At 75.7% G+C, this 20181-nt stretch carries 16 protein-coding genes and 1 tRNA gene; 12 read left to right on the top strand and 5 right to left on the bottom strand.

Translation table 11 applies throughout. The annotated features are described in order from the left end of the window. Position 1 precedes the first annotated feature (1 nt). From ACQFYA_RS16640 to ACQFYA_RS16595, 10 genes are all read left to right on the top strand, one after another. Positions 2-1162, top strand: coding sequence for a sensor histidine kinase (locus ACQFYA_RS16640; protein ID WP_499126000.1), 1161 nt, complete (start codon positions 2-4; stop codon positions 1160-1162). A 140-nt stretch (positions 1163-1302) separates the two neighbouring features. Then, positions 1303-1374: transfer RNA gene (locus ACQFYA_RS16635), tRNA-Gln, on the top strand. 120 nt (positions 1375-1494) lie between these two features. Continuing rightward, on the top strand, positions 1495-3126 hold the full coding sequence (gene glmU, locus ACQFYA_RS16630; protein ID WP_499127577.1) for a bifunctional UDP-N-acetylglucosamine diphosphorylase/glucosamine-1-phosphate N-acetyltransferase GlmU: 1632 nt from the start codon (positions 1495-1497) through the stop codon (positions 3124-3126). Continuing rightward, complete coding sequence (locus ACQFYA_RS16625; RefSeq protein WP_499125998.1) at positions 3123-4106, top strand: ribose-phosphate diphosphokinase; 984 nt, start codon at positions 3123-3125, stop codon at positions 4104-4106. Before glmU ends, ACQFYA_RS16625 begins: the two co-directional genes overlap by 4 nt. A gap of 69 nt (positions 4107-4175) precedes the next feature. Further along, on the top strand, positions 4176-5333 hold the full coding sequence (locus ACQFYA_RS16620; RefSeq protein ID WP_499125996.1) for a glycosyltransferase: 1158 nt from the start codon (positions 4176-4178) through the stop codon (positions 5331-5333). Between the two features lie 299 nt (positions 5334-5632). Continuing rightward, entirely contained in the window at positions 5633-6253 is a 621-nt protein-coding gene (locus tag ACQFYA_RS16615) for a 50S ribosomal protein L25/general stress protein Ctc (RefSeq protein ID WP_499125994.1), read from the top strand. A gap of 127 nt (positions 6254-6380) precedes the next feature. Beyond that, positions 6381-6983 (top strand): aminoacyl-tRNA hydrolase, encoded by a 603-nt coding sequence (gene pth / locus ACQFYA_RS16610; RefSeq protein ID WP_499125992.1) that lies wholly within the window; start codon positions 6381-6383, stop codon positions 6981-6983. Positions 6984-7105: 122 nt separating this feature from the next. Then, positions 7106-8353 (top strand): glycosyltransferase, encoded by a 1248-nt coding sequence (locus ACQFYA_RS16605; protein WP_499125990.1) that lies wholly within the window; start codon positions 7106-7108, stop codon positions 8351-8353. Beyond that, complete coding sequence (locus ACQFYA_RS16600; RefSeq protein WP_499125989.1) at positions 8350-10113, top strand: polysaccharide biosynthesis tyrosine autokinase; 1764 nt, start codon at positions 8350-8352, stop codon at positions 10111-10113. The genes ACQFYA_RS16605 and ACQFYA_RS16600 overlap by 4 nt, the downstream gene beginning before the upstream one ends. Beyond that, positions 10110-11357 carry a glycosyltransferase gene (locus tag ACQFYA_RS16595; RefSeq protein WP_499125987.1) on the top strand — a complete coding sequence of 416 codons (1248 nt, stop codon included), beginning with the start codon at positions 10110-10112 and terminating at the stop codon, positions 11355-11357. Before ACQFYA_RS16600 ends, ACQFYA_RS16595 begins: the two co-directional genes overlap by 4 nt. Here the strand turns inward: ACQFYA_RS16595 and ACQFYA_RS16590 are convergent. Genes ACQFYA_RS16590 through ACQFYA_RS16575 form a run of 4 tightly spaced genes read right to left on the bottom strand, consistent with a single transcriptional unit; the run spans position 11275 to position 17090 of the window. After that, entirely contained in the window at positions 11275-12501 is a 1227-nt protein-coding gene (locus tag ACQFYA_RS16590) for a glycosyltransferase (RefSeq protein WP_499125985.1), read from the bottom strand. The genes ACQFYA_RS16595 and ACQFYA_RS16590 overlap by 83 nt on opposite strands. Continuing rightward, positions 12498-13589, bottom strand: a complete 1092-nt coding sequence (locus ACQFYA_RS16585; RefSeq protein WP_499125983.1) for a glycosyltransferase family 4 protein — start codon at positions 13587-13589, stop codon at positions 12498-12500. Before ACQFYA_RS16585 ends, ACQFYA_RS16590 begins: the two co-directional genes overlap by 4 nt. A 16-nt stretch (positions 13590-13605) precedes the next feature. Beyond that, positions 13606-15039, bottom strand: a complete 1434-nt coding sequence (locus ACQFYA_RS16580; RefSeq protein ID WP_499125981.1) for an O-antigen ligase family protein — start codon at positions 15037-15039, stop codon at positions 13606-13608. Beyond that, complete coding sequence (locus tag ACQFYA_RS16575) at positions 15036-17090, bottom strand: glycosyltransferase (protein ID WP_499125979.1); 2055 nt, start codon at positions 17088-17090, stop codon at positions 15036-15038. The genes ACQFYA_RS16580 and ACQFYA_RS16575 overlap by 4 nt, the downstream gene beginning before the upstream one ends. A 201-nt stretch (positions 17091-17291) precedes the next feature. Between ACQFYA_RS16575 and ACQFYA_RS16570 the strand changes: the two genes are divergently transcribed. Together ACQFYA_RS16570 and ACQFYA_RS16565 are read left to right on the top strand one after the other, a co-directional pair. Then, entirely contained in the window at positions 17292-18314 is a 1023-nt protein-coding gene (locus ACQFYA_RS16570; RefSeq protein WP_499125978.1) for an NAD-dependent epimerase/dehydratase family protein, read from the top strand. Between the two features lie 22 nt (positions 18315-18336). Beyond that, positions 18337-19524 carry a class I SAM-dependent methyltransferase gene (locus ACQFYA_RS16565; RefSeq protein WP_499125976.1) on the top strand — a complete coding sequence of 396 codons (1188 nt, stop codon included), beginning with the start codon at positions 18337-18339 and terminating at the stop codon, positions 19522-19524. Positions 19525-19630: 106 nt separating this feature from the next. On the opposite strand, the gene rfbC is transcribed toward ACQFYA_RS16565, so the two are convergent. Next, the gene (gene rfbC / locus ACQFYA_RS16560; RefSeq protein WP_499125974.1) at positions 19631-20179 is read right to left on the bottom strand and encodes a dTDP-4-dehydrorhamnose 3,5-epimerase; all 549 of its coding nucleotides are present in this window, start codon (positions 20177-20179) and stop codon (positions 19631-19633) included. Positions 20180-20181: the final 2 nt, after the last annotated feature.

Raw genomic sequence — 20181 nt, 5'->3', positions numbered from 1 at the left:
CGTGCTCTCGTGGACCGACGTCGGGCTGATCGTGCTGACCACCGTGGTCTGCACGGCCGTCGTGACCGCCCTCGCGGTCGCCGCCCTGCGGTGGAACCGGCGCGGGCCGGTCGCCTCGCAGTTCGCGATCGTGATCGCCGCGGCCGTGGCCTCGATCGTCGCCTCGGTCGTGGCCGTCATGGTCGAGATGTTCATCTCCACCCACGACCTGGTCGTGCTCAGCGCGGTGGTCGCCGTCTCGACGGTCATGAGCCTCGCCGCGGCCTGGCTGACGACGACCCGCGCCGTGCGCCGGTCGGTGGGCACCCTCTCGGAGTCGGCGCGCCGGATCGCGGACGGCGGCGTCGTCGAGCCGGGGCCGGCCGGCTGGCGGGAGTTCGACGACCTGCACGCGCAGCTCGCCGACACCTCCACGCGACTGGCCGCCGCGCGGGCCGAGATCGACAAGCTCGACGCGGCCCGCCGGCAGTTCTTCGCCTGGATCTCCCACGACCTGCGCACGCCGCTCGCGGGTATCCGCGCCATGACCGAGGCGCTCGACGACGGCGTCGCCCCCGACCCGGACGAGTACGTGCGCACGATCCGGTCGAAGGTCGACACGCTCACCGCCATGGTGGACGACCTCTTCGAGCTCTCCACCCTGCAGAGCGGCACGCTGCGGCTCCAGCGGGAGGTGGTGGTCCTCCTCGACCTGGTGTCCGACGCCGTCGTCGACGTCCGCGACGCGGCCGCCCGCCGGGACGTGCGCATCGTCCAGGCCGGGATCGAGGGGCACCTGCTCTGGGCCGACCCGCGGGAGCTGACCCGCGCGATCGGGAACCTCCTCGCCAACGCCGTCCGGCACGCCCCGGCCGGCTCCGAGATCGTCGTCTCGGCGCACACCCGTGACGACGAGCATCTCGTCATCGGCGTGCTCGACCACGGCAGCGGGGTCGCCGCCGCCGACCTCGGGCACCTGTTCGACGTCGGGTGGCGCGCGAGCGAGGCCCGCACCGCCGACGCGGACGCCGAGGCCGGCGCCGGCCACGGCGCGGGCCTCGGCCTCGCCATCGTGCGCGGCATCGTCGAGGCCCACGGCGGGCGCATCACCGCAGCCCACGTCCACGACGGCTTCGAGCTCGCGCTGACGCTCCCCGTCCGGCCGGAGCCCGTGAGCGCCTGACGGGGTGTGGCGCGTGCCACGCCCCCGCGGTCCCGCGGAGCGCGAGACGCGTGCCAGGGCGGTCCGCCGGACCTGGCAGACTGAGGACGGACGCCCGACGGTGCCGCGCCTGCGGGCGCAGACCCGCCCCGGGGGCCCGGTCCGCCTTGGTGTAATCGGCAGCACAGAGGTTTTTGGTGCCTTTGGTCCAGGTTCGAGTCCTGGGGGCGGAGCTCGCGCACCATCGACAGAGCACACCCGAGAGAGACGGAGCACTCGTGGTCTCGACACGACCGGACAGCACCGAGAGGCCGGCGGCCGTCGTCGTCCTCGCCGCAGGGCAGGGCACCCGCATGAGGTCCGCGACGCCGAAGGTGCTGCACGCCCTCGGCGGGCGGTCGATGCTCGGGCACGCCATGGCCGCGGCCCGGGAGCTCGACCCCGAGCACGTGGCGGTCGTCGTCCGGCACGAGCGCGACGTCGTCGCCGCCGCGGCCGCCGAGCTCGACCCCGCCGCGCTCGTCGTCGACCAGGACGAGGTCCCCGGCACCGGCCGTGCCGTGCAGTGCGCCCTCGACGCCCTGGACGCGCGCGCCCACGCCGGCCGCGCCGCCCAGCTGGTGCACGACGACGCCGTGGACGACGAGCTGCACGCCGACCACGCCAACGGCGGCGACCACCCGCTGGGCGACGGCCTGGACGGCGCGGTCGTCGTCCTCGCCGGCGACATCCCGCTGCTGGACGGCGCCACCCTCGGCCAGCTGCTGGCGGCGCACCACGCGGACGGCAACGCGGTCACGGTCCTCACCACCGAGGTCGCGGACGCCACCGGCTACGGGCGCGTCGTGCGCGAGGCCGGCACGGGCGACGTGCTGGCGATCGTCGAGCACAAGGACGCGACGCCCGAGCAGCGCGCGATCCTCGAGATCAACAGCTCGGTGTTCGTCTTCGACGCCGCGGTGCTGCGCCGCAGCCTGGCCGGCCTCGACCGCGACAACGCGCAGGGCGAGGTCTACCTCACCGACGTCGTCGCCGCGGCGCGGGCCGAGGGCCGGGCCGTGCGGGCCGTGCTCAGCGACGACCCGATGCTCGTCGAGGGCGTCAACGACCGGGTGGCGCTCGCCGTCCTCGGCGCCGAGCTGAACCGGCGCGTGCTCACCGAGTGGATGCAGTCCGGCGTCACCGTCGTCGACCCGGCGACCACCTGGGTGGACGTGGACGTCGAGCTCGCCCCCGACGTCACCCTGCTGCCCGGCACCCAGCTGCACGGCGCCACGAAGGTCGACTCGGGCGCGACGATCGGCCCGGACACCACGCTGACCGACGTCGAGGTGGGGCCGGGCGCGAGCGTCGTGCGCACGCACGGCTCGCTGTCCGTGATCGGCGCGGACGCGAAGGTGGGCCCGTTCGCCTACCTGCGGCCCGGCACGGAGCTCGGCACCAAGGGCAAGATCGGCACCTTCGTCGAGACGAAGAACGCGCAGATCGGCGAGGGCTCCAAGGTGCCGCACCTGTCGTACGTCGGCGACGCCACGATCGGCGAGCACACCAACATCGGCGCCGCGTCGGTGACCGTGAACTACGACGGCAAGGCGAAGCACCGCACGGTGATCGGCTCGTACGCGAAGACGGGCGCGGACACCATGTTCGTCGCGCCGGTCACCGTCGGCGACGGTGCCTACACGGGCGCCGGGTCGGTCATCGTCAAGGACGTGCCGGCGGGGGCGCTCGGCGTCGCCCGCGCGCAGCAGCGCAACGTCGAGGGCTGGGTGGAGCGCCGCTGGCCCGAGACCCCGGCCGCCGAGGCCGCCGCGCGCGCCCGCGCCGACGCGGAGGTCCAGGGCCTCGGTGCGCAGGCACAGCAGCAGCTCGCCGCGCACAATGCCCTCACCGGCGCCATCCCCGTGGTGGCGCCCGGCGACGCCCCCACGACCACCCCCTCCGCCGACAGTTCCGACCCGACCGAAGGAAGCACGCAGCGATGAACAACTTCATCCCCGGCACCGGAGAGCGCACTCTCGTCCTCGCCTCCGGACGGGCGCACCCGGAGCTCGCGGAGTCGGTCGCGAAGGAGCTCGGCATCGAGCTGCTGCCCGTCTCGGCCTACGACTTCGCGAACAGCGAGACGTACGTGCGCTTCGGGGAGTCGGTGCGCGGCGCCGACATCTTCCTGCTGCAGAGCCACACGGCCCCGGTGAACCAGTGGCTCATGGAGCACCTGCTCATGGTCGACGCCGCCAAGCGGGCGTCGGCCCGCAGCGTCACCGTCGTCGCGCCGTTCTACGCCTACGCGCGCCAGGACAAGAAGAGCCGCGGCCGTGAGCCCATCTCGGCCCGCCTCGTGGCGGACATGCTCAAGACCGCCGGCGCCGACCGGATCATGAGCGTCGACCTGCACACCGCGCAGATCCAGGGCTTCTTCGACGGCCCGGTCGACCACCTGTGGGCCATGCCCGTGCTGGTGGACTACGTGCGCACACGCGTCGACCTGTCGAACGTCGCCGTCGTCTCGCCGGACGCCGGCCGCATCCGCGTCGCCGAGCAGTGGGCCGCCAAGCTGGGCGGCTGCCCGCTCGCGTTCGTGCACAAGACGCGCGACGTCACCCGCCCGAACCAGGCCGTGGCCAACCGCGTCGTCGGCGACGTCGAGGGCCGTGACTGCGTGCTCGTCGACGACCTCATCGACACCGGCGGCACCATCGCGGAGGCCGTCAAGGTGATCATGGACGCGGGCGCCCGCTCCGTGACCGTGGCCGCCACGCACGGCGTGCTGTCCGACCCCGCCGCGCAGCGCCTGCAGGAGTGCGGCGCCACCGAGGTGGTCATCACCGACACGCTGCCGATCTCGCCCGAGAAGCGGTTCGAGAAGCTCACCGTGCTGTCCATCGCCCCGCTCGTCGCCCGCGCCATCCGCGAGGTCTTCGACGACGGCTCCGTCACGAGCCTGTTCGACGGGAACGCCTGAGCGACGCCGACGGCCCGGGGTGACGCGTCGCCCCGGGCCGCGGCGTCCGCCGAGGGGAGGTACGTGGACATGGCGGTGGACGTGACCGTGGTGGTCCCCACGTACAACGAGGGGCCGAACGTCGCCGAGCTGGTCCGCCGCCTGACCGCGGTGCTCGGGCCCGAGGGCGAGGGCGCCCGCGTCGCCCCCGGCGGCGTCGAGGTGCTGTTCGTCGACGACTCCACCGACGACACCCCCGCCGAGATCGACCGGGTCGCGGCGACGTCGGCCGTGCCCGTGCGGGCGATCCACCGCGAGAGCCCCGAGGGCGGGCTGTCCGGCGCCGTGGTCGCCGGGCTGCGGGCGGCGTCCGGCGAGCGGGTCGTCGTGATGGACGGCGACCTGCAGCACCCGCCCGAGATGGTGCCCGTGCTGCTGGGCACCGCCCGCGAGACGGGCGCGGACGTCGTGGTCGCCTCCCGCTACACCGGGCGCGGTGACGCCGGAGGGCTCGACGGGCGCTACCGGCGCTGGGTCTCCAAGGCCTCCGGCCTGCTCGCGCGGTCCATGTTCCCGGTCAAGCTGCGCGACGTCTCCGACCCCATGACCGGGTTCTTCGTCGTGCGCCAGGGCGCCGTCGACCTCGACGGGCTGCACCCGCGCGGGTTCAAGATCCTGCTCGAGATCCTCGCGCGGCAGCGGCTCGTCGTCGTCGAGGAGCCGTTCGTCTTCGGCGAGCGGTTCGCCGGCCGGTCCAAGGCCACTCTCGCGAACGGGCTGCGCTACGTGCAGCAGCTCACGATGCTGCGGTTCGGGCGCCTGTCGCCGTTCGCCGTGATCGGCGCGGCGGGCGCCGTCCTCAACCTGGCGATCCTCGCGGGCCTGCAGGCCCTCGGGGTGCACTACCTGCCCGCGGTGATCTGGGCCAACGTCGTGACGATCGTCATCAACTTCCTGCTGCAGGAGCGGTTCGTCTTCGCCGACCTGCGTGAAGGTGCTCACGGTTTCTGGGGCCGCTTCGTGCGGTCGTTCGCGTTCAACGGGACCGAGGCCGTGGTCCGCACGCTGCTGCTGTGGTGGATCGTCGAGCGCGCCGTGCCGCACCCCGAGCTGGTGCAGGCGGCGCTCATCCTCGTGGCGTTCGTCGTGCGGTTCGTCTTTCAGGCGCAGGTGGTCTACCGCCCGCGCGGCGGCACCGTGGCCCGCGGACGTGCGGGGGACCGCCCGGGCGAGCACGCCCAGTCCTGAGGGACGCTATACTCGTCCGGTTGCCTCGGCGAGGGACGTCTGACGGGCGCAGGTCGAGCAGGGTCATCCTGCCCGGTCCAGCGGCACCATCAGAGCTGGATCCGTCGGATTTCCGTGATCGACTGGGCGGCTGTCGGTGCACCGCGTCCTCATGCGGGTGCCCTACGGCGCGCTCCGATCGCGTCCGTCACGTGTCCCACGCCGACGCAACCGCAAGTTCGCGGGGACCACCCACCTCGTGGACGGCCGACGACTCCCTCTGGTCATCGGCACGCACAGACATCCCAGGAGTGATCCACGTGTCCGACATCAAGCTCGCCGCCGAGGCCCGCACCGAGTTCGGCAAGGGCGCCGCCCGCCGCATCCGTCGTGAGAACAAGATCCCCGCCGTCCTGTACGGGCACGGCGCGGACCCGGTGCACATCACCCTCCAGGGCCACGCGACCATGCTCGCGATGCGTCACTCGAACGCCCTGTTCTCCATCGAGCTGGACGGCAAGACCGAGCTCGCCGTCGCCAAGGACGTGCAGCGCACGCCGGTGAACAGCATCATCGAGCACATCGACTTCCTGATCGTCCGCCGCGGCGAGAAGATCGCCGTCGACGTCACCGTGAACATCGTGGGCGAGTCGGCCCCCGGCACCATCCACTTCGTCGAGGCGCAGACGCTGTCCGTCGAGGCCCTCGCCACCGACCTGCCCGAGTCGGTCGACGTGTCGATCGAGGGTCTCGAGGTCGGCTCGCACGTCACCGCCGGCGAGGTCGAGCTGCCCGAGGGCGCCACGCTGCTGACCGACCCCGAGGCGTCCGTCGTCCAGGTCGCCGAGCCGCGCTCCGAGGTCGCCGCCGAGGACGAGGAGGCCGAGGAGGGCGAGGCCGCCGCGGACTCCGCCGAGGCCGCCGAGTCCACCGAGGGCTGACACACCCCGACCCGTTCGCCGTGGGCGCGTGCCGTCGTCGGTCGAGCCTGTCGAGACCCGCTGTGGTCTCGACAGGCTCGACCGACGACGGCCCGCGCCCACGGCTCTTGGTGGGAGGAACCGCCGCATGACCGACACCCCGTGGCTCGTCATCGGGCTCGGCAACCCCGGCCCGAAGTACGCGGGCAACCGGCACAACGTCGGGCAGATGGTGCTCGACCTGCTCGCCGAGCGCACCGGCGCGCGGTTCTCCCGGCACGCCCGCGCCCAGGCCGTCGTCGCCGAGACGCGGCTCGGGGTGCTGCCCGGCGGCCGGCCCGGCCCGCGCGTCGTGCTCGCCAAGCCCACCACGTACATGAACACCTCCGGCGGCCCGGTCGCCGGGCTGGCGAAGTACTACGGCGTGGACCCGGACCAGGTGGTGGTCGTGCACGACGAGGTCGACATCCCGTTCGACACCATCAAGCTCAAGTCCGGCGGCGGCGAGGGCGGCCACAACGGCCTGCGCGACATCACCAAGGCGCTCGGCACCAAGGACTACGTCCGCGTGCGCGTCGGCGTGGGCCGCCCCCCGGGCCGCATGGACACCGCCGACCACGTGCTCAAGGACTTCTCCGCCACCGAGCGCAAGGACCTCCCGATCCTCGTCGACGACGCCGCCGACGCCGTGGAGATGGTGCTCGTCGAGGGCCTGCTCACCGCCCAGGGAAAGTTCCACACCAAGGTGTGATCCCGGCCTGACCGGCCGATTCACCCGGGTGAGGAACCCCGGAACCGGGCCGATTCCGGGTCCTCCCGCCCTAACCTGACGGGGCCCGCCGTGCCGCACGGCGGCGTCGCAGGGGAGGGCCGATGACCGACGGTGTGGTGCTCGCTCACGACTACGCGACGCAGAGGGGCGGGGCGGAACGCGTCGCGCTGCTGATGGCGCAGGCGTTCCCCGGCTCCCCGATGTACACGACGCTCCACCACCCGGACGGCACGTTCCCGGACTTCGCGGAGGTGGACCTGCGGACCTCGTCGCTGGACCGCGTCGGGATCCTGCGCCGCCACCACCGCCTCGCGCTCCCGCTGCTGCCGGCCGCCGTCGACCGGCAGCGCGTCGCGGGCGACGTGCTGCTCGCGTCCTCCACCGGCTGGGCCCACGGGTACCGCGGCGCACGACGCACCGTCGTGTACTGCCACGCCCCCGCCCGGTGGCTCTACCAGACCGAGCGGTACCTCGGGGCGCACGCCCCGGCCGGCGGCGTCGTCGACCGGGCGCGCGCGCTGGCGTCCCGCGCGGCGCTCGCGGCGCTCGCCCCCGGCCTGCGGGACTGGGACCGGCGCGCGGCCGGGCGGGCCGACGTCTACCTCGCCAACTCGACCGTGACGCGCGACGCGGTGCAGGCCGCCTACGGCATCGACGCCGAGGTGCTGCCGCCCCCGCCCGCGCTGGCGCCCGACGGACCCGAACGGGCGCCGCGCGCCCTGCGCGACGCCGCCGACGCAGGGCCAGAGGCCCAGGGCGAGGACGGGGCGCAGGGCGGCTACCTGCTGTGCGTGGCGCGGCTGCTGCCGTACAAGAACGTCGACGTCGTGGTCCGGGCGGCGCTGAGCTCCGGGCGGCGCCTCGTGGTCGTCGGCGACGGCCCCGACCGGTCCCGGCTCGCGGGCCTGGCGGCGCGCGGCCGCCCCGGCCAGGTCGTGCTCGTGGGCCGGGTGGACGACGCCGAGCTGCGCTGGCTCTACCGCCGCGCGGAGCTCCTCGTCGCGGCGTCCTACGAGGACTACGGGCTGACCCCGCTGGAGGCGGGCGCGTTCGGGATGCCCGTGGCGGCGCTCCGGGCGGGCGGCTACCTGGACACCGTGGCGCCCGGCGTCAACGGGGTCTTCTTCGACGCGGTGACGCCCGCGTCGGTGGCGCAGGCGATCGACACGGCCTGCGCGACCCGGTGGGACGCGGACGCGATCGACGCGCACGTCGAACGGCTGGGCGTGCCCCGCTTCCTCGACCGTCTGCGCCAGGTGGTGCGCGACCAGCGCGACCAGCGCGGCCACGGGGTCGCCGCGACGGCCGGGACCATGACCACCGCCGCAGGGAAGGCAGGGGTCCGATGACCGTGCGGGAGTTCTTCCGGACCGTCTGGGACGGCAAATACCTCGTCGTGGTGACCCTCGTCGTCGTGCTCACCGCGGCGTTCGTGTACCTCGACCGGCAGGACCAGGTCTACGAGGCGACGGCGACGGTGCAGCTGCGCGAGGCCGACGCGGCGCCCGACTCGGACGTCGCCGCCATGACGGTCGACGCCGACCCGGACCTCGCCACCGGCCCCGAGGTGGAGCGGGCGGCGTCCGCCACCCTCGGGACGGCCGAGGGCGACCTGACCGTCACGGCGACCGCCGGCGCGGAGACCGGCTCCGTCGCCGTCACGGCGCGGGGCGGCAGCGAGGAGCAGGCGATCGCGGTCGCGAACGCGTTCGCGGGAGCGTACGTCGCGCACCTGCCGGCGGTGCTCGAGGGGCAGCTCGACGAGATCGACGCCCGCCTCGAGCGCCTGAGCGACCGGTACGACACGGTGAACCAGCAGAGCAAGAAGACCGACGTCCTCGCCCAGACCGAGCTCACCACGCTCGAGGGCCAGTACCAGGTGCTCGTGGGCGAGCAGCAGATGCTCGACTCGATCCGCGCGTCGGAGGCGGTGGCCGTCGTGGCGAAGCCGGCGGTCACGGCGGTGTCCCTCGGGGTGCCGCCGGCCACCGTCGTCGCCCTCGGGCTCCTCGCCGGGCTGATGGCCGGGGTCGGGGTCGCCTTCGCCAAGCGCGGCCTGGACTTCCGCGTGCGCGGCGCGACGCAGGCCGGCGAGCTCACCGGGCTGCCCGTGCTCGCCGAGCTCTCCGGCGTGAAGCACTCCCTCAAGGACGCCCGCGCGACCGAGATCCTGCCGATCTCCAGCCGCACGGCGTCGCCGTTCACCGAGTCGATCCGCGAGCTGCGCACCTCGCTGCACGTGGCCCTCCCGGAGGGCGACCACGCGATCGTGCTCGTCACGGCGACCGACCCCGCGGCCCCCCGGTCGTTCATCGCGGCCAACCTCGCGGCCTCGTGGGCGCTGAGCGGGCGCCGGACGGCGATCCTGCAGGCGGACATGCGCCGGCCCGAGCTCGCCGCGCTGCTGCCGCCGCCCGCCGGCTGGGAGGGGGACCTGCAGCTGCCGCGGCCCACCCGGGTGCCGCACCTCGAGCTGGTGCCGGTGCCGCACGTGGCGATGGACCCCGCGGACTACCTCGCCACCGACGACGCCCGCGCGCTCGTCGACGGACTGCGCGAGCGGGCGGAGATCGTCGTGATCGACGCGCCGCCCGTGCTCGCAGCCGCCGACGCGACCATCCTCGGCGGGTACGCCGACGCCGCGGTGCTCCTCGCGACCGTCGGCAAGACCGACCGCGTGGTGCTCACCGAGTCGGCCGACCGCCTGAGCGGGAACAACGTGCCGCTCGCGGGGATCGCCCTCTCGGGGGTCAAGAGCGACCGCCGCACCCGGTACGCGTCGGTGTACGACGCGGCCGGCGGCACGTCGGCGGAGCAGGTCGCGACGGCGGAGCAGGACGGCGCGGACACCGCGCGTCCGCCGGCCAAGGCGGCACCGACGAAGGGACCGACGGAGAAGCCGGCGAAGGACGGCCCCGACGGCCCCGACGGCCAGGAGGTCGGGGCGGAGACCGTCCGGCTCCCGGAGGTGGTGTCCGCCAGCGGGGCCACGGCGACCCGCGGCCCGCAATGGGCACGGGTCACGTCGCGGTCGTCCGGCGCCGTCGTGCCGGGGGCCGAGCCGACGGAGGAACCCGGCGGGCGGAAGCGCAGGAACCCGGAGCGGTGAACGGGCCCCGCTCGCGCGGCCCGCTGCGGGTCCTCGTCGTCGGGCACACCGCCGAGCTGGGCGGCGCGGAGCTCGCCCTGGTGCGGCTCTGCGCGGCCCTGCGGCGCGAAGCGTCCGGGGCGGAGGTCGACGTCCGGGTGGTGCTGCTCGCGGACGGGCCGCTGGTCGCGCTCCTCGAGAGCACCGGGACGCCCGTCAGGGTGGTCGAGGCGGACCCCGACCTCGTGACGGCGGGCCGGGGCACCCTCACGGCGCTCTCCCGGGGAGCGCTGCGGCGCGCGTCCTCCGCCGTGCGGACCGTCGTCGCGCTGCGACGCGTCGTCCGCGCCGTCCGGCCGGACGTCGTGCACACCACCACCCTCAAGGCGGACGTGCTCGGGCTCGTCGCGGCGCGGACCTGCCGCGTCCCCGTGGTCTGGCACGTGCACGACCGGATCGCGCCCGACTACCTGCCGCCCGCCGTCGTCCGCGTGCTCCGGTCGGCGGCCCGGCACGGCCCGCGGGCCGTCGTCGCCAACTCGCGCGCGACGGCCGCGACCCTCCCGGGGGTGCGCGACCTGACGGTCGCCTACCCGGGCTTCGCGCCGGAGCAGGCGCTCCCCGCTCCGCCGCCCGTGCCGCCGCCCGGGCGGCCGCGCGTCGTGGGGCTCCTCGGCCGGATCTCGCCGACGAAGGGCCAGCTCGAGCTGGTCCGTGCGGCGCCCGCGGTGCTCGCGCGCCATCCGGACGTCGTGCTCCGCCTGCTGGGCGCTCCCGCCTTCGGGGCGGGGGACTACGCGCGGGACGTCGAGGCCGAGATCCGGCGCCTCGGCCTCGGGGGACGGGTGGAGCTCGCGGGCTTCGCCGCCGACCCCGCCGCCGCCCTCGACGCGCTCGCGCTGTGCGTGCACGCGTCCCCGGTGCCGGAGCCGTTCGGCCAGGTGGTGGTCGAGGCCATGGTGCGCGGCGTGCCCGTGGTCGCCACGGACGCGGGCGGCGTCCCCGAGATCCTGCGGGCAGACGGCGCGCCGCTCGGCCGTCTCGTCCCCCCGGGGGACCCGCGGGCCCTCGCCGACGCGATCGTCGCCGTCCTCGACGACCCGCGCGCCGCGCACGAGGTCGCGGTGCGCGCGCACGCCGTCGCGCTGGAGCGGTTCGCGGTGGCGGGGACGGCGCGCGCCGTCACCGCGGTGTGGCGACGTGCCGCCCGGCGCGCGCCGGACCCGCGGCGCCCGCCCGTGCCAGCACGGCCGCGAACCGCGTGACCTGACCGTCCCAGGTCGGCACGTCGTCGGCCGGCGCCGACGGCGCCGGGTCCGTCAGGAGGCCGCGCACCGCGGAGGGGAACAGCGCCGCGTCGACGGCCGTGACGGCGGTCGTGGCCTGGCCGGCTTGGACGGCCTGGTCGGCCTGCTCGCGGAACCCGGCGACGGGCGTGGTCACGACCGGCCGCCCCACCGCGCGGTACTCGTACAGCTTGAGCGGGTCGAGGCTGTCGGTGAAGCCGTCCACCACGTGCGGGACGACGAGCGCCGCGGCGTGCTGGAGATACCCGGGGACGGCGTCGAACGGGCGCGCCCCGGTGAGCACGACGCCCGCACCGCGCAGCCGGGCCTCCTCGTCGCGCTCGAGCGCCACCGGACCGACCAGCACGAGGGTTCCCGCCCCCGCCAGCGCGGCCTGGGTCCGCACGCACAGGCCGACGTCCAGCCGGTCGCCGTGCAGCGTGCCCACGTACACCGCGCACGGGCCCGGGGGGAGGTCGGCCGGGCGGGGACGCGGGCGGCGGTACGCGGCGACGTCCACGCCGTTGGTGACGAGGGTGACCGGGCCGGCGGTCCCGTCGCCCCCCTTGCGCGCCGCGAGCGCCGGCGAGCAGACCGTGACCTCCCGCGCCCCGGCGAGCAGCGCCGCCTCCGCCGCGACGATGCGCGCGTGCTCGGCGGGGGCGCGGCGCGCGCTCGTCCAGTCGTCGGTGACGTCGTAGACCGTGCGCCAGCCCGTGACGGCGAGGACGTCGGCCGCCCCGGGGTCGTTGGCCCACAGCACGGGTCGGCGCAGCCCGGCCCGCGCCGCCGCGCGGCGCACGCCCGCGGCGCGGCGCCGGTCGCCCCCGGGGTCCGCGCGGCGGGGCCACCACTTGGTCTGCTGCAGCAGCCACAGCCGGCCCGGCGCCACGCCGTCCAGGGGCGGCCCGGCGCGCAGCCCGAGCCCGGTGCGGGGGCGGGTGCGGCGCAGTGCGTCGTGCGCGGGGTCGCGGGGCGGCTCCACCACGAGCAGCCGCGACCGGGGGAACCGGCGCAGCAGCCCTGCCGCGAGGTGCTGGTTGCGCCGCCACACGTCGTCCCACGGCTCCAGCGACACCAGCACGACGTCACGGACGCTGTCGCGGACGCCGTCGCCCGTCACGACGCCCGCCCGGAGCCGAGCGGGGCGCCCTCGCGCGCCGGGGCGCGGCGCAGGACGCCCCGGTAGACGGCGTCGGTGGCGGCCGCCTGCGCCGCCGGGGTGTAGCCGCGGCGCTGGCGGTCGCGGGCGGCGGCGGCGAGCGCGTCGCGACGCGCGGGCGACGCGGCGAGCTCGGCGAGGCACCGCCCGCCGTCGTCCGGGTCGCCGGGCCGCCAGAGCGCCGCGGGGTCGAGGCCGCCGAGCGTCTCGACGTGCCCGCCGGCGTCGGCCGCCGCCACGGGCAGGCCCGCGGCCATCGCCTCCAGCACGCTGAGCCCGAGCCCTTCCGCGGGGCACGGGGCCAGCAGCAGCGACGCCCGCGCCATGTGCGCGGCCACGTCGCGGCGCTCGCCGAGGAGCCGGACGCTGTCGGTCAGCCCGTGGTGGCTCACCAGCCGTGCCAGGTCGTCACGCAGCGAGCCCCCGCCCGCCACGTCGAGCCGCCACCCGCGCGCCGCCAGGCCGGAGTCGGCGAAGGCGAGGATGCCGAGGTCGGTGCGCTTCTCGGGCTCGAGGCGCTGCACCATCAGCACCACCGGTGCGCGGTCCGCGGCCCGCGGTCCGCCGTCGGGGGTGTCGTCGCCGGCCGGCCCCACCCCGGGCGGGACGACGACGCTCGGCCCGTCGACCGCGGCCGCGACGTACCGGCTGATCGAGATCTGGGCCGCCAGCCGCGGCCCGATCACGCGGGAGGCCGCGCGCCCCCCGAGGCTGCGCCCCCGGACCTGCGCGAAGTGCCGCGTGGCCACCACCGGGACCCGGCGCGCCGCCGTCGTGCTGCGCCCCGCGACGACCGCCAGGAGCTCGGCCGCCGTCATGTGGGCGTGCAGCACGTCGGCCCCGGCACGCAGCGGAGCCAGCGACGCCCGGGCCTCGCGCAGGGACCCGCCCGGCAGCACGCGCACCCCGGGGCCCGCCGCCTCGCGCACCCTGCCGACGTCCCCGCCGACGACGACGACCCGGTCGCCGCGCACCGCCTGGGCGCGCGCCAGGCGCGCGACGTGCGACTCCACGCCGGCGAACGCGCCGGAGACGACGACGTGGACCACCGCGAGCGGGGCCCGTTCACCGCTCCGGGTTCCTGCGCTTCCGCCCGCCGGGTTCCTCCGTCGGCTCGGCCCCCGGCACGACGGCGCCGAGGACGGCGTCGGGCAGCTCGGGCCGCAGGCGTTCGGCGTCGTGCGCCTGCGCCCCGAGGCACAGGCCCACGATCACGAACGGCAGCGACGTCTGGACCGCGACCCAGAACAGGTCGAGCTGGCCCTGCACCATCCGGTTCGCGACCACCGCCACCGCGAGGGTCCCGTAGCGGGGGTCGACCCGCCACGCCACGACGAGCACGCCGACCATCATCACGAGGAAGCCGACGAGCCCCACCGTGCCGGCCGAGCTGAGCACCTCCAGCTCGGCGTTGGGCGGCTGGAACTCGAACTCGGTGCGGCCGGCGGTCCACCAGCGCAGCCCCACCCCGAACCACTCGTTCTGGTTCCACACCGCGAGCGACTGCTCGAACCACGTGAGCCGCTGGTACGTGGAGTTGAACGTGTTGCCCGACGCGAGCTGCTCCGCGACCGTCCGCCACACGTACCAGACCGCGACCGGGACCACGAGGAGCGGGAGCTTGCTGCGGTGCCGACCGGGCTCCGGGCGCAGGATCAGCACGAGGACCGCCACGGCGAGCCCGATCATCGCCTGCCGCGACTGGGCGGCGGCGATGCCCGCGCCGAAGAGCAGGAACAGCCCGATGGCGACGGGGCGGCTCCAGCCCAGCCAGCGCGGGCGGGCGTAGGCGATGGTCGCGCCGAACGCGAGGATGTCGCCGAGGGCGTTCTTGTGCAGGCCGAACGGCGCGCCGAGGTAGACAGGGTCGGGGTTGCCCGCGAGCATCCGGGGCACGCCCACCAGGAGCGCCGCGACGGCCACGACCACCATCGGCGCGACGAGCAGGTTGGTCGCGAGCCGACCGTGCCCGTCCCGCGCGGCCGCCCAGCCGACGATCACGGCCCCGCCCACCAGCAGCCACGCGTGGAACCACTCGACCGTGTTGGCGGTGTACGGGTTCGCGACCACGGTGAACAGCGTCGCCGCCTGGTAGACGGCGGTGAGCCACAGGATCGAGCGCACGGGCCGGCTGAACGGGCGTGGACCCAGCACGAGGGCGATGCCGAACGCGGCCGCGAGCGCGAAGTCGCTGATCGACAGGTCCACGCCGGCGGCGCTCACCCGGGGCACGAGGGCCAGCGCGGGCATCACGAACGCGATCGTGGCCGACGGGGAGCAGGCGACCAGGCCGAGCGCCAGGACGAGGGCGGCCGCGGCCAGACCCCAGGTGAGGTCGAAGGCCGTCACGGCCGCCACGACCCCCAGCGCCGTCACGCCGGCCGCCGCGACGACGACCCGTTCGGTCCGCCGGTCGGTGCGGACCACGGTCCCGACCCGGGAGCCGACCCGGGAGCCGACCCGGGAGCCGGCCCGGGTGCCGACCCAGGTGCGGGTCACGGCGCCGACCGCGAGCCCGGCCGCGCGCTCGACGGGCCGCTCGGCGCGGCGGCGACGAGCCGGCCCTCCGCGCGGAGCGGCCCGGCCAGGTACAGGCCGAGGCGCCGGCGGGCGGCGCGACGGGCCTCGGCGTCCGGCAGGACGACGGCGCGCGCGGCGGACCCGGCGGCGGCGCCGACGCGCGCGACCTGCCACCCCAGGGCCCCGTGGTGCTTGCGCAGGTAGCGCTCCTGCGAGGCGTGGAAGTGCGTCTCGCGGCGCGACGGGTCGCTGCTCGTGGCGCCGCCCGCGTGGCGGGCCACGACGTCGTCCACCAGCACGTGGCGCCATCCGCGGCCGGTCGCGCGGCGCGCCCAGTCCGTCTCCTCCGCGTACAGGAAGAAGCGGTCGTCCAGGGGCCCGACGTCGGCGAGGGCGTCCGCGCGCAGCATCAGCACGGAGCCGATCACGTAGCCGTCCCGGGCCGCGCGGTCGTGTACGCGGCCGAGGCCCACGGCCTCCAGCCAGGTGCGTGCCGGCGAGGGGAACGGCCAGGCCACGCGCGCGGGCTGCCCGTGGTCGTCCACCTGGGCGGGCCCGACGCTCGCCGTCCGCGGGTGGTCGTGCAGCCGCCGCTGCAGCGCGAGGATCTCCTCGACGCCGATCACGGCGTCGGGGTTGAGCAGCAGCACGTCGCGGCCCGGGAGCTGCCGGTGCGCGAGCGCGTGGTCGACGCCCGCGGCGAAGCCGCCGTTCGTCCCGGGGTCGAGGTAGCGGCCGCCGGCGATCTCGACGATCTCCTTGACCTCGGGCAGGGAGGAGTTGTCCACCACCGTCAGCGGCAGGTTGCCCACCAGCGGGGCGAGGGCGGCGCGCAGCCGGTCCGGCGCCCCGTAGGCGACGACCACGACCTCCGGCGGCTCGGGCACGGCGGGCAGGACCCGCCCGCCCGAGCGCGGCCGGGCGCACGCGTGCTCGTACAGGTCCTGGTACGCCGTGGCGACCGCGGGCCACGAGCACCACGCGGCCTGCGCCTGCCCGGCGTCGCGGAGCCGCGCTGCGAGGGCGGGGTTCGTGCCGGCGGCGAGGAGCGCCTCGCGGAGCGCCCCCGGGTGGTCCGGCGGCACGAGCAGGCCGGCCGGCCCGACCACGTCCGGCAGCGCGCCCGTCGAGGTCGCCACGACCGGCACACCGCACGCCATCGCCTCGACCGCCACGCGGCCGAACTGCTCCACCCATCCCGGCGTGCGCCGGGACGGCACCGCGAGCACGTCGAGGGAGCGGTAGAACGCCGGGAGCTGCGCGTCGTCGAGGGCGCCGTGGAAGCGGACCCGGTCGCCCAGCGGTCGCGCGGCGGCGTGCAGCGCGGCCGCGTCCGGGCCGTCGCCCGCCACGTCGAGGCGCAGGCGGGGCTCGTCGTGGACGGCCGCGAGCAGGGTGTCGACGCCCTTGTGGGGCGCCAGCCGCCCGGCGTACCCGACCCGGACCACGCCGGGCGTCGCGTCGTCGAGCTCGTCCGGACCGCGGTCGGGGCGGAAGACCTGCAGGTCGACGCCGAGGGGGACGGTGCGCACCATGCCCCGCGCGCCCTTGGCCAGGACCACCTCGCCCGCCTGGTCGCTGCACACGCTCACCGCTGCGGCCCGCCGCAGCACGCGACGCTCGACCGCCCGGAAGGGGAGCGGGTACCGCTTGGCGATGTTCTGCGCCGAGTAGACGACGAACGGCGCGGGGGAGCGCCCGCGAAGCCGGGCGCGCAGCCACGCGAGGGCCAGCACCTCGGCCGTGGCGAGCGCGAACGGCTCCTCGTGCACGTCGAGCACGTCGTGCGGCGTGCCCAGCGCGCGCCACACGTCCCGCGGGCGGTACACGAACAGGGCCGGGTGGGTGCCCCACGTGCGCAGCCCGGCGACGTCCTCGCCGTCCCGCGCCACGAGCGGCACGCGGCGCCCGCCCTCGTCCCAGGCCAGCGCCGCGCACAGCGTGACGTCGACCCCGCGGCGGCGGAGCTCGCGCTCCCGTTCACGCCACGCGTCGACGACGGCACTGTGCGAGAAACGCAGGACTCTCATGCCTCCCGATCCTCGCCGTCGCCGCCGGGCCGGGGAACGACGCGGAGGCACAATCACCCGGGGCACAGGGGGTTTTCACCCCGGGCAACCCTCACGGTCGACGGCGTGCCCTGGTTAGCGTCGAAGCGGCTTCGCAGCCACCGGTCCACGGCCGTCCAAGGCCCCGGGACCGGCCGAGACGACGATGACGGGGGACGACCGATGCGAGTGCTCGTCGATGGGGACCGAGGCTATGTCGGTGCGGTGCTGGTGCCGTTCCTCCAGGCCGCCGGCCACGAGGTGGTAGGGCTCGACGTCGGCTGGTACGACGGGTGCGACTTCGGGCCGCCGGTGACCGGGTACGAGCAGCGCACGGGCGACGTCCGCGACGCGCGGCCGGAGGACCTCGTCGACTTCGACGCGGTCATCCACCTCGCGGCCATCTCGAACGACCCGCTGGGCCACCTGAACCCGCAGGCCACGTTCTCCGTGAACACGGACGGCGCGGTGCGCATGGCGCGCGCCGCCCGGGAGGCCGGGGTGACGCGGTTCCTGTTCTCCTCGTCCTGCTCGCTGTACGGCGCGGCCGGCGACGAGCCCGTCCACGAGGGCTCGGGGTTCAACCCCGTCACCCCGTACGGGGAGTCGAAGGTCCAGGCCGAGCGCGGGATCTCGGCGCTCGCGGGGGACGACTTCTCGCCCACGTTCCTGCGCAACGCCACCGCGTACGGCTCCTCCCCGCGGCTCCGGGCCGACATCGTCGTCAACAACCTCACCGGCACCGCGTACACGCGGGGGCAGGTGCGGCTGCAGTCCGACGGCAGCCCGTGGCGGCCCCTGGTGCACGTCGAGGACATCGCCCGCGCCTTCCTCGCGGGTCTCGAGGCGCCGCGGGAGGTCGTGCACGACCAGGCGTTCAACGTGGGCCGGGACGAGGACGTGGTGCAGATCCGCACCATCGCCGAGCAGGTCAGCGAGATCACGGGCGCGCCCGTGACGTTCGCCGACGGCGCCGGCGCCGACTCCCGCAACTACCGGGTGGACTTCACCAAGATCCGTTCGACGCTGCCTGCGGCCGCGCCGAGCTGGACCATCCCCGACGGCATCCGCGAGATCTGGAAGGACGCCTCGGACCGCAACCTGACCGCCGAGCAGTTCGAGGGCGAGCGCTTCGTGCGCCTCGCGCGCATCAACCGGCTCGCCGACGAGGGACGCCTCGACATCGCCACTCTCCGGCTGCGCTGAGCCGGGACCTGGGAGGAACACCATGACCGACATCTCCACCCCGACCCCGCCGGCCCCCGTCTCGGGCCCGTCCGGCACCCCCGTCGACCCCGCCTGGCGCGACCGCTGGGACTCCTCGGCCGAGGGCGTCGTCGTCCTCGACCTGGGCATGCAGCCGCCCGCCGACCTGTTCCCCGAGCCGTCCGACCCGACGCCCGACCCGGAGCACCCGCTGCGGATGGTGCTCGGCACGTCGACCGGGCTGGCACAGATCGAGGCGGACCCGACGTCGCCCCAGGAGCCGCGCGGCGTGGAGCCCGCGGCCCTGGTCGCCCAGGCCGAGGCCGCGGTCGACCAGGCCGAGGCCGCCGGGTTCGTGCGCCGCGGCGCCCGCGTGCTGGAGTACCCGAGCCCGCACGGCGGCACCTGGGTGGACCAGCTCGCCCGGCGCGACATGGTCGAGGTCACCGACGGCCCCGCCGAGCTGATCGTCGACATCTTCGGGATGATGCACGACGCCGACCAGCGCGCCGCGCTGCTCGAGCGCCGGGACCGGCTCGCCGACGACGGCGTCCTGCTCATGCAGTACCACACGCTCGCGGCGATCGTGCGGGGCGGGATCTGGAACGCGCTGCGGCACGGCCACTTCGCCTACTACTCGACGCCGGCGCTCGTGCGCATGGGCGCGGAGGTGGGGCTCACCGCCGTCGGCGCGTGGGAGTACCCCCTGTACGGCGGCACGATCATGCTCGCGTTCGCGAAGGAGGGCTCCCGGTGGGGCGCCCAGACCCCCGACGTGACCGCGATGGTGGAGCGCGAGACGGCCGAGGGGATCCTGGACGCGCGGTCGGTCGGGAGCCTGGACACCGCCCTGCGCGAGTCGGTGGCCGCCATCGGCGCCTTCCTGAGCGACGCGACGGCGCGCGGGCTGCGCGTGACCGGCTACGGGGCGGCGTCCCGCACGTCCGCGCTGCTGCGCGCCTCGGGCATCGACGCGACGCAGGTCGTCGCCGTCGCCGACGCCTCCACGGCCAAGCACGGCCGCACCATGCCCGGCAACCGCATCCCCATCGTGTCTCCGGACGACCTGGTCGCCCTGCGGCCCGACCGGGTGCTGCTCTTCGTCCCGGACCTGCTGGACGAGGTGCGTCGTGCGCTGCCCCAGGTCGAGGCGAACGGCGGGCGGTGGGTCGTGCTGGACCCGATGCCCCGCGAGGTCGCCCCGCTCTGACCGGTCCGCTCCGACACGGACGACGCCCACGAACGACGGCGGTCCGGCTCCGATCCCGGAGCCGGACCGCCGTCGTCCGTGGGCGTGGTGCGGGCGTGCGAGGGGATCAACGACCGAGGTCCGCCGTGAACTCGGCCCACGACAGGCCGTGCCGGTCGCGCTCGCTGACGATGGTGATCGGGGCGGGCCACGGCACGGCGAGGTCGGGGTCGTCGAAGCTGACGGTGACGTCCTCGTCCGGTCCGTAGAAGTCGTCGATGCGGTACACGAAGTCCGTCACCGACGTCAGCGCCTGGTAGCCGTGCAGGAACCCCCGCGGGATGTACACCTGCCGGCAGAGCTGGTCGTCGAGCAGGAACGTCTCCATCTGCCCGAAGGTGGGGGAGTCGGGCCGCGCGTCGATCGCGATGTCGAGCACGGCGCCGTGCGCGCACCGCACCAGCTTGGCCTCGCCCTTGTTCGTCCGGCCGTGCAGGCCGCGGACGACCCCCTGGTAGGACCGGGACTGGTTCTCCTGCTTGAAGCCGGCCGGGTCGATCCCGGCATCGGCCATGACGGCGACGTCGTACGTGCGGGAGAAGTAGCCCCGCTCGTCGCGGTGGGGTGTCGGCTCGAACACGAGGAGCCCTGGGATGGATGTCTCGATGACCTTCATGC

It is taken from the genome of Promicromonospora sp. Marseille-Q5078, assembly GCF_050315395.1.
Classification (GTDB): Bacteria; Actinomycetota; Actinomycetes; order Actinomycetales; family Cellulomonadaceae; genus Isoptericola.
This window is presented reverse-complemented; position numbering and strand designations above follow the sequence as displayed.